This window comes from Fusibacter sp. (assembly GCF_057447755.1).
In genome coordinates this window covers 1-8,041 of record NZ_JBVBZF010000155.1, presented here as the reverse complement: position 1 = coordinate 8,041, position 8,041 = coordinate 1, and the positions used below count along the sequence as shown (strand labels likewise).

Below are 8,041 nucleotides of genomic sequence, written 5' to 3'. Positions count from 1 at the left end.
TTTTTGATTTTTAGAAAAAGATGACTTTTTTTCTACAATCAGCTTCATTTTCGTTTTTTCAGGGTCATCGTAAATTAAATAATCAGTACGCCCCGAAAGAACTAGCTCATTATATCCAGCTACTTTTTCGTATTTAAAACTTGTTTCGCGGTCGATATATTCAAATTCTTGTTGCAATACAAGAAGATATCTGGCTTCATCAATTTCCGCCACCGCTTTGTTGAGCGGATTAATGTTTACTTTTACAACGTCTCGGTTTAATTGAGCCACTGTAATATACCGTAAACATTTCGAAAAATATTCGATTTCTTGACCGGTGACCGGCAAAAAGTCTGATGAAGATGGATAAAGTTTTATCACTTCTGGTTTTTTATCACTCATTTGATACCTCTACGTTGAACTCTTACATTTTCGGCAGAATCAGAAAAAAACTTTACCTAAAATATACTTCCTAAATGGCTATAATATGTGCGATACATTAATAACTCATATTGAGTATCAGTAATTGCCACTTGATCCCGCTGTAATCTAGATTCTTGAGGTCCATCTGATAGTAGTATTTCTCCATGAACTACTCCATAGATAGTTGCAAATCTCGGGCGCATGAGTAGGTTGTAGAATCGATGATTTTTATCTGTGACTCTAATTAGCTCTTTAGACATAAAGTAACTCCACAGCCCTTGAAAAGTGCTTCCAAATCCATTTTTGTGCATCCTCTAGCTCTAGGAAGTAAAAGACCTTGGCAGCACCAACCATTTGAGCACACCAAAGCCAATCTTCTTGTTTTAAATAGTGGTTCCCGAAAAACTTGTGCCCTTTAGGAAATAACTCTTTCCAAATTTTATAACGAGGGGCGCCTGCAATTTGCTCTCCTCTAGTTATGTGAAATCTTTCCAGCATTTCAATTATGTAATCGGGTCTGGCGTACTCCCCCGGTAAACTAAATAAATGTGTACCTGGAATAGTACATTTACATTTAAGACCCATTGTCTCGTGGCCACCAGACCCAGAATTTTTTCTTATTGTGCTGATATCACTTGTTTGCAACAAAGTTGGAAAGCTCTCTTGAATTTCAAGATCAGTCATATTTCTCAATGATCGCTTACATATAACTTCAAATTCTTCTAACCAAGTTGTCTCGAATTCATTCATGGTATGCATAGGCTCCCTCCCAATTCTTACTTGTCGGCAGAATTGTGCCATACCTAAAGTTAATTAACAATAGTTTTTTGGTTCATATACTATGATCACTAGTTCAAAAAATCAGTAGAAATGCAAGAAAACAATCTGCTCATAATTATCTAGGATAATTTTAAAATATAGAAAGTTTAAAAGAACGCTAAAGTTTATTTATAGCCTACCGATCTTAAGAATCTATACTTAAATAGTTATTGGTGTAGGAAGGCAAGCCTTTCCAAACCGTATTTACTGTTCGTTCTTCGAACTCACTCCATACATACTATGTATATATTATATACATAACAAATATTATAATATAATATATATTAATAATATAATATAGGAATAATATTATATATTATATAGTATATTATTACATATATAGTATATATATTATTATATACTTAATATATATTATATCTACTATATTATTTTATAATATTATATATTTATATCTCTACTATATTATTTATTATTATGTAAAAACTGTATATTATTATAACAGGGTTAAATATATATACTGGATCATATATATATGAAGGGATAGGTGTATATTAAATATAATATACTATATTTATAGTATACTACTTATTAACTATATATAATATATGTGGGGTGGGCATGGCTAAGCAGGATTTTAATGATCAAATTAAGTCATGGTTTGACGAGCACGGGTTTAACCGTGTATTAGCTGCCATCCAGCAAATCTCCACTCCCAAAGATAGAGTCAATGCCTACCTAGCCCTGGCCGCATTCGGTCAACCAAAAATATCCTCAAAAGAACCAGAAATTAAAAAACTCAGAGATATCACCATAATACTGCAGGAAGACCCTGGTAATGAATAAATATATCAACATGTTGGTGTTTCAAATGGCCTTTTTACGGCTTACATGTCCATATGGATTACTTCGCGGGGGGCTTGGCGCGGGAAAAACCTTCACCATATGTATGTGGGCTGTTATGAAGGCCATACAGCACCCAGGAAGCGCCGGACTGCTTGCAGCCAATAGTTACAAACAGCTCAATAAAGCGACGCTTAAAACGGCACTTACGATCCTCTCAGACCTTGGTATCAAATATCGTCATAATAAACACGAGCAAATAGTCTATTTGGAGAATGGTTCGTATTGGTACCTGTACTCCCTCGAAAATTATGATGACCTTCGGGGTATCGAAGTTTCCTATGCCATCGTGGATGAGTTAGCCTATTCGCACCAATTGGCATGGAATACGCTCATTGCTCGGGTGCGGGCTACTGGATATGGTCCTAATGAAGTTAGGGCCGCCAGCACACCCAATGGCTTTAATTTCATGTATGAGCTATTCGCTGGCCCCGATAAGCACGTTTCTTATCAAGAGGTATATGCAGACCCCAGATTAAATCATCACCTCCCAGACGGCTATTTAGACAGCCTAGAGGCGAATTACTCCCCGCTATATTACAAGCAGGAAGTCCTTGGTCAATATGTGGCCACTAAAACGGGTCGAATGTATTATGCGTTTAATAGGGATCAACATGTGTTTGATTCTGAGGTTCCCCATCTAATGGGAGTTCCGGCGGCTGGGGGGGTTGACTTTAACGTTCACCCTTTAACAGCGAATCTAGGTTGGCTACTCAATGGAAAATACACAATTAGAGAGCAAGTATACCTCGAAAACTCTAACACTTTCGAATTAGCTGAAACCTTAAAAAATAGTAAAATTAATCCTAAAGTGTTGTACCCGGATGCTGCCGGTAGTCAGCGGAAGTCCAGTGCAGCGCAAACAGATCACGATATATTACGCAATGAAGGGTTTGAACTAAGATTTCATGCCAGGAACCCTGCAGTAAAAGATAGAATTAATACCGTCAATTGGCTATTATCTCGCGATAGAATAAAAATCCATGCCAGTTGTGTGGATTTAATAGAGGACTTGGAAAAGATGGCCTGGGACACCACGGACCTAATGCGAGGGCATAGTGCTGACGGCTTTGGCTATTGGGCGCATTATGAAACGCCAATGGATCGTATCAAACCCACCAATCAACAATGGAGTTTTGGCTAATGGAATTAACCCCAGGCAAACTCGCCGAATTATCCCAATATTGGCAACAAAACAATGATTTTATTCAATATAATCACAGACTACTAAATATTTTTGAAGGCCAATTAAAGAAATACCTCGAAGAAGCTATAGAGGATGAATTTGAAGATGAACAACAAATAAAAGAATTAAAGCAACGAGTTCCAACATTAAATATATTGCGTTCGCTGGTAGACAAATTAGCTAAAGTATATGTACAACCCGTTGTGAGACGTACGAAAAGCAGATATCAAAAGCGATTGGATTCATTAATTCAAAGCCTCGATCTCGATTCTACAATGTGCTCTGTAGATGAACTTTTAAACCTACACAAGGCTTGCTTTATTGAGTTTTTCACGGATGCAGGAGAGGCAAATATACGTGCAGTACCTATTGACCGAGCCCTACCATATAGTAGCAATGCAGTCAATCCCTTAAGAGAGGATGCAGTTTTAAAACTAGTTGGTCGAGAAATTCTTGACCCTGCCGAAGGCAGTCACACTGATAGAGACGGAAAGCTACTTGCTCAAGACCAAGAACCTGTAGAAATTATAATGGTTTATACAGACAGCTTTATCACAGTTATTAGTGCCTCTGGGGACCCCTTAAATCTGGATATAATGCAAAAGTATTTCCCTACCGCTACGCTGGTACAAAATGATTCTGGGGTTTATGGGGTTGAAAATGAATTTAATGAGATCCCCTTGGTTTATTTCAATCGATCAAAATACAGTTTGCTCCCAAAACCTGATAATGATCTTTATGATATGACAATTTTGTTACCTAAATTGTTAGCAGATTTGAACTATACGGTCAAATATCAAGCTAGTTCTATGGTCTTAGCCATTGACTTGGACCTAGCGTCAGGTACAAAAAAACGACCTAACTCCGTAATAAAACTTGAAACCACTAAAGGCTCTAGTAGCCAAGGTAAATTTGAAATCGTCAAGCCTGAAGTTGACATAGGCCCGGTTTTAAGCTTAATCCAAGCTCAACTCATTATGTGGCTAGAATCGCGGGGATTAAAATCTGGGTCGGCCGGAAAGGCTTCAGAACAACGTGCATCTAGCCTCGCGAAAATTATAGATTCAGCAGATGCTACGGCCCAGCGATTGGGGATGATTAAGCTGTTAATCCCGTTCGAAAAAAGATTGATCAAAAAAATAGTTTCGTGTTACAACACCTCCACAGCAAATGGCATGATCGAGGAACCTTTATCACTTCCAAATGATCTAGCTGTAACAGCAATAGAGTATTCTGATCAACGCCCCATGTTATCAAACACAGATGCACAGAAAAAAGCTGAAATGCTATGGTCTCAAGGATTGGCCACTGCAGAGCAAACCATTAAAATCCTGAATCCGGGATGGTCTGATACCATGGTACAAGAATGGGTCGCGAAGCTCTCTAATGATCCAATGAGGAACTTAAATGCAATTAAAACGGCAATTTCGAGCAATAATGAACCCGATCAAGGCCAAGATCCAAAACGCAGAGACGATGACGCAAGTCGGAGAAATGGCCAAACAAATGATAGTCCAGAGAACTCAGGATAAAGGGCAGATTGTAATTGGAGGCAGATTACAACAAAACCCTCCACTTCAGCCTAGTACCGTGGAGCGCCGCTCTCGAACACAGTTAAGCCCTAAAACAACCCCATCTACATCTAACCTCACTGAAACCGGTGATATGCTGGATAGTTTGACAGTTGTAGCCACGAAAAATAAAGTTTCAGTTAGATTATCAGGTAATAAAAACAAAGCTAAGGCTAGATTTGTTTCAGTCAAACGACCCTTTTTGCTATTAGCAAATCAGGAGATTGAGCAAATCAAAAAGTTTATTAAATCATTAGTATAAAGGAATTAAACATGAGTGACCCAGTTAAACCAGAGGGCTCTGAACCTCAAACTCCCTCAGACAAAAAACCATCCCCTTCTCAATCCGAGCTAGACTTTCAAAAGCTGCAAAAGCAAATGGAAGAGATGCAAAGGGAAAAACAAGAGCTAGCGGCTTCTTTATCAAAATACAAGGAAGCCGAGCAAAAGGCAGAAGAGGCGCGCCTAACCGAGCAAAACAAATGGCAGGAAATAGCTAAGCAAAAACAAGAAGAGTTAGACAAGGCCACTGCTACCGTAAATCAAATGAAGCAAGCGGAGGTACGTAATACTCGTGTTAGGGCTCTAATGAAGGAAATTGGTTCTGTACGTAATGAGGAGTACCTACAATTTGCTAATCTTGACATGATCGACGTTGTAGATGGCAAAGTAGATCCCAAGTCAGTCAAACTAGTGGCTGAAGACTTCCAACGGCGATACCCAGACTTAATCGGTTCAAAGAAGCCAGCATCAAATAATTCTCACGCGGCTACTGAACCTCACGAATCAGGGGATAAGATACCAGACATGTCCATAAAAGCTAATAGAGATAAGGCTTTGGCCTCTCTTACACTTAAGTAATTTTTTTTTCATTTTAGGAGTTAACAGATGGCAATTACTTTGTCAGCGGGCCAATTGGCTGCAATTCGTGCTGAAATTCAGCAAAACTATTACGAAAGGTCTATACTTGGTCCCTCTTTTGTAGATGATTCTGAACTAATACCACCAGGTTCAGTGTCCTACACTTACCCCATTTTCTCCAAGGCTACGTTGCAGGACAAAACCTCGGGAGTGGCGTTAACTGATACGACTATGACTTTGAGTGGTGATACATTGTCACTAAACAAGCACAAAGGTCGTTTGGTATCTGTAGAGGATATCGACGAGGCGCAATCAGTACCTAATTTAGGTGCAGCGATTGTTCGTAACTATGCCGAGGCTTGGGTGGAACAATTTGAGTCGGATCTATGGACGGAAGCTAAGAATGTTTCATCGTCAGCCCCCGACCATATTCTTCAATTGGGTAGCACCGGTACTGCTCTCAATGTCCCAAATATTGTAGCTGGTCATAAACTTTTGAATGATCAAAAGCTACCTCGTACGGATAGGTTTTTAGTAGTGTCCACGGCTCAAGAAGCTGAAATGCTACAAATTGATAATTTCATTCGGGCAGATGCGTATGGTTCCCCTGAGTCATTACGTAACGGTGAAATTGGCCGTGTCTACGGGTACACGGTACTAGTCAGCACATCAGCCGCCGATGCTGAGGCAATGATGTATCACCGCTCTCATGTGGCCTATGCGATCCAACGTATGCCTAAATTTGAGAGCGATAGGGACATAGATAATCTCGCCGATAAATACGCTATTTCCCTTCTTTACGGCATGAAAGCTCGAAGGAGTGGAATTTACGGCGTACTTTTCAATGCTACTGGTACGTAATATTGGTGTTTGATTCCAATTAACAGGGGCTTCGGCCTCTATTTACATAGGCCAGGTATTATGAGACAATACTACACCGTTTTAGGAAAACGCGTCAAAATTCAGTATATTGACGAAATAGTTGCTGCAGAGGACGGAATCTTCGGAGATTTCAATGGTGCAACAATGACTATAAGGGTTCGTAAAAACCTATCTAAAAAAGAGCTAGAGAGCACGATTTTACACGAATTATTGCATGCCATTTTCTTTATTACTGGGCAAAGCTTTGTTTTATCATCTGATACTGAAGAAGCATTCGTGAGAGCGCTAGAGCACGGGTTAGTAGATGTTGTGGAGTTGAAAAAATGACTGACGATGAACTACGCAATTATTTTATAACTATTCAAAAACAACTAGAAGATTTGCGTATACAAAATCGGGACATGGTTTGGATGAAGTCGCTAGGAGCCTTTATCATAACCACAACCATGGCTTTTGCAGTTTGGACTACTACGCAAATTCAAGATATAAAGGTTCACAAACATGACCCAGCCAATTCTGTATTACAACGGGAGCACATTGGTAGATCAGACAACGAATTTAACAAATCCGTTCGAAGGAAATCAAAGTCTTGATCTTGGTAATTTTCTTTATATAGCTACTCCGCTGCCTTTGCGCACTTTATTCATATTCTTAAATACAGAAGTTGCCACTGGACAAACTTTGAACATATCCTATTATGCCGGACCTGCGAATGGGTGGGTGACTTCTTTACAGACCCAAGATGAATCCAATGGATTAAGTGTGTCTGGGTATTTTACAATGCAACCAGACCCAGCCAAACCTTGGGCTCCCGTGGATGACACTGCAAATGTTACAGAATTGAACTCTGTACGCTTTTTTAATTGGTACTGGGTGCGTATTAGTCTGTCTGCATCCGCTACAGTAGATTTACAATGGTTAGGACACAAGTTCTGTAAAAGTTCCGATATTACACGACCTTTGCCCGACACTGCTAATTCCAGAGTATACCAGGCATTTGGCAAAGCCTTGGCTGACTGGGATGATTTAATAATTGAAGCGTCCTATGATATTATACGAGATTTGCGTAATATATTCAATATGGAGGCTAGTGCTCAGATTTTGGATAGCACTGACTTACGAAAAGCGTGTGCTTATCTCACTGCTAGCTACATTTACCAGGGGCTTGGACCAGCATACGCGGATTCAATGATCGGAGCTATGGAAAAGTATAATAAAATACTTAGTAGTGGGCAAGTGGCTATTGATACAAATCAAGATGGGAATGCATCGCAAAATGAATCTACACCACAACAAATTGATTTTGTGAGGTAAGTATGGCCTTAATTAGTTCGGTTATAGACCAATTTCGTACCACGATAGCTGCAACATTACCCGGTTCCACAGAAATAGCTGATTCAATTAATCTTAATATGAATGCTGATGCTACGCTGGAAAGCGGGTGGGGAATACTTCTTGG

Annotated in this window: 11 protein-coding genes; 8 read left to right on the top strand and 3 right to left on the bottom strand. The window is 39.5% G+C overall.

The features are described 5' to 3' along the window. From AC220I_RS14630 to AC220I_RS14620, 3 genes are all read right to left on the bottom strand, one after another. Positions 1–381: hypothetical protein (locus AC220I_RS14630; RefSeq protein WP_486724594.1), on the bottom strand; the 381-nt coding region annotated here is incomplete at its 3' end. 56 nt (positions 382–437) lie between these two features. Beyond that, positions 438–662 carry a hypothetical protein gene (locus tag AC220I_RS14625; protein ID WP_486724593.1) on the bottom strand — a complete coding sequence of 75 codons (225 nt, stop codon included), beginning with the start codon at positions 660–662 and terminating at the stop codon, positions 438–440. Continuing rightward, positions 655–1,161 (bottom strand): hypothetical protein, encoded by a 507-nt coding sequence (locus AC220I_RS14620; protein ID WP_486724592.1) that lies wholly within the window; start codon positions 1,159–1,161, stop codon positions 655–657. Before AC220I_RS14620 ends, AC220I_RS14625 begins: the two co-directional genes overlap by 8 nt. 639 nt (positions 1,162–1,800) lie before the next feature. On the opposite strand from AC220I_RS14620, the gene AC220I_RS14615 reads away from it, so the two are divergent. The 8 genes from AC220I_RS14615 to AC220I_RS14580 all read left to right on the top strand — a co-directional run bounded on the left by AC220I_RS14615 (position 1,801) and on the right by AC220I_RS14580 (position 7,896). After that, positions 1,801–2,025, top strand: coding sequence for a hypothetical protein (locus AC220I_RS14615; protein ID WP_486724591.1), 225 nt, complete (start codon positions 1,801–1,803; stop codon positions 2,023–2,025). Then, entirely contained in the window at positions 2,018–3,226 is a 1,209-nt protein-coding gene (locus AC220I_RS14610; RefSeq protein WP_486724590.1) for a terminase large subunit domain-containing protein, read from the top strand. Before AC220I_RS14615 ends, AC220I_RS14610 begins: the two co-directional genes overlap by 8 nt. A gap of 245 nt (positions 3,227–3,471) precedes the next feature. Next, positions 3,472–4,800, top strand: a complete 1,329-nt coding sequence (locus AC220I_RS14605; protein ID WP_486724589.1) for a hypothetical protein — start codon at positions 3,472–3,474, stop codon at positions 4,798–4,800. Next, complete coding sequence (locus tag AC220I_RS14600) at positions 4,763–5,101, top strand: hypothetical protein (protein ID WP_486724588.1); 339 nt, start codon at positions 4,763–4,765, stop codon at positions 5,099–5,101. The genes AC220I_RS14605 and AC220I_RS14600 overlap by 38 nt, the downstream gene beginning before the upstream one ends. A gap of 11 nt (positions 5,102–5,112) precedes the next feature. Further along, positions 5,113–5,700, top strand: a complete 588-nt coding sequence (locus AC220I_RS14595) for a hypothetical protein (protein ID WP_486724587.1) — start codon at positions 5,113–5,115, stop codon at positions 5,698–5,700. A gap of 27 nt (positions 5,701–5,727) precedes the next feature. After that, positions 5,728–6,561 (top strand): phage capsid protein, encoded by an 834-nt coding sequence (locus AC220I_RS14590; RefSeq protein WP_486724586.1) that lies wholly within the window; start codon positions 5,728–5,730, stop codon positions 6,559–6,561. Between the two features lie 60 nt (positions 6,562–6,621). Next, positions 6,622–6,909 carry a hypothetical protein gene (locus AC220I_RS14585; protein ID WP_486724585.1) on the top strand — a complete coding sequence of 96 codons (288 nt, stop codon included), beginning with the start codon at positions 6,622–6,624 and terminating at the stop codon, positions 6,907–6,909. 210 nt (positions 6,910–7,119) lie between these two features. Then, the gene (locus AC220I_RS14580) at positions 7,120–7,896 is read left to right on the top strand and encodes a hypothetical protein (RefSeq protein WP_486724584.1); all 777 of its coding nucleotides are present in this window, start codon (positions 7,120–7,122) and stop codon (positions 7,894–7,896) included. The last annotated feature ends 145 nt before the right edge of the window (positions 7,897–8,041 follow it).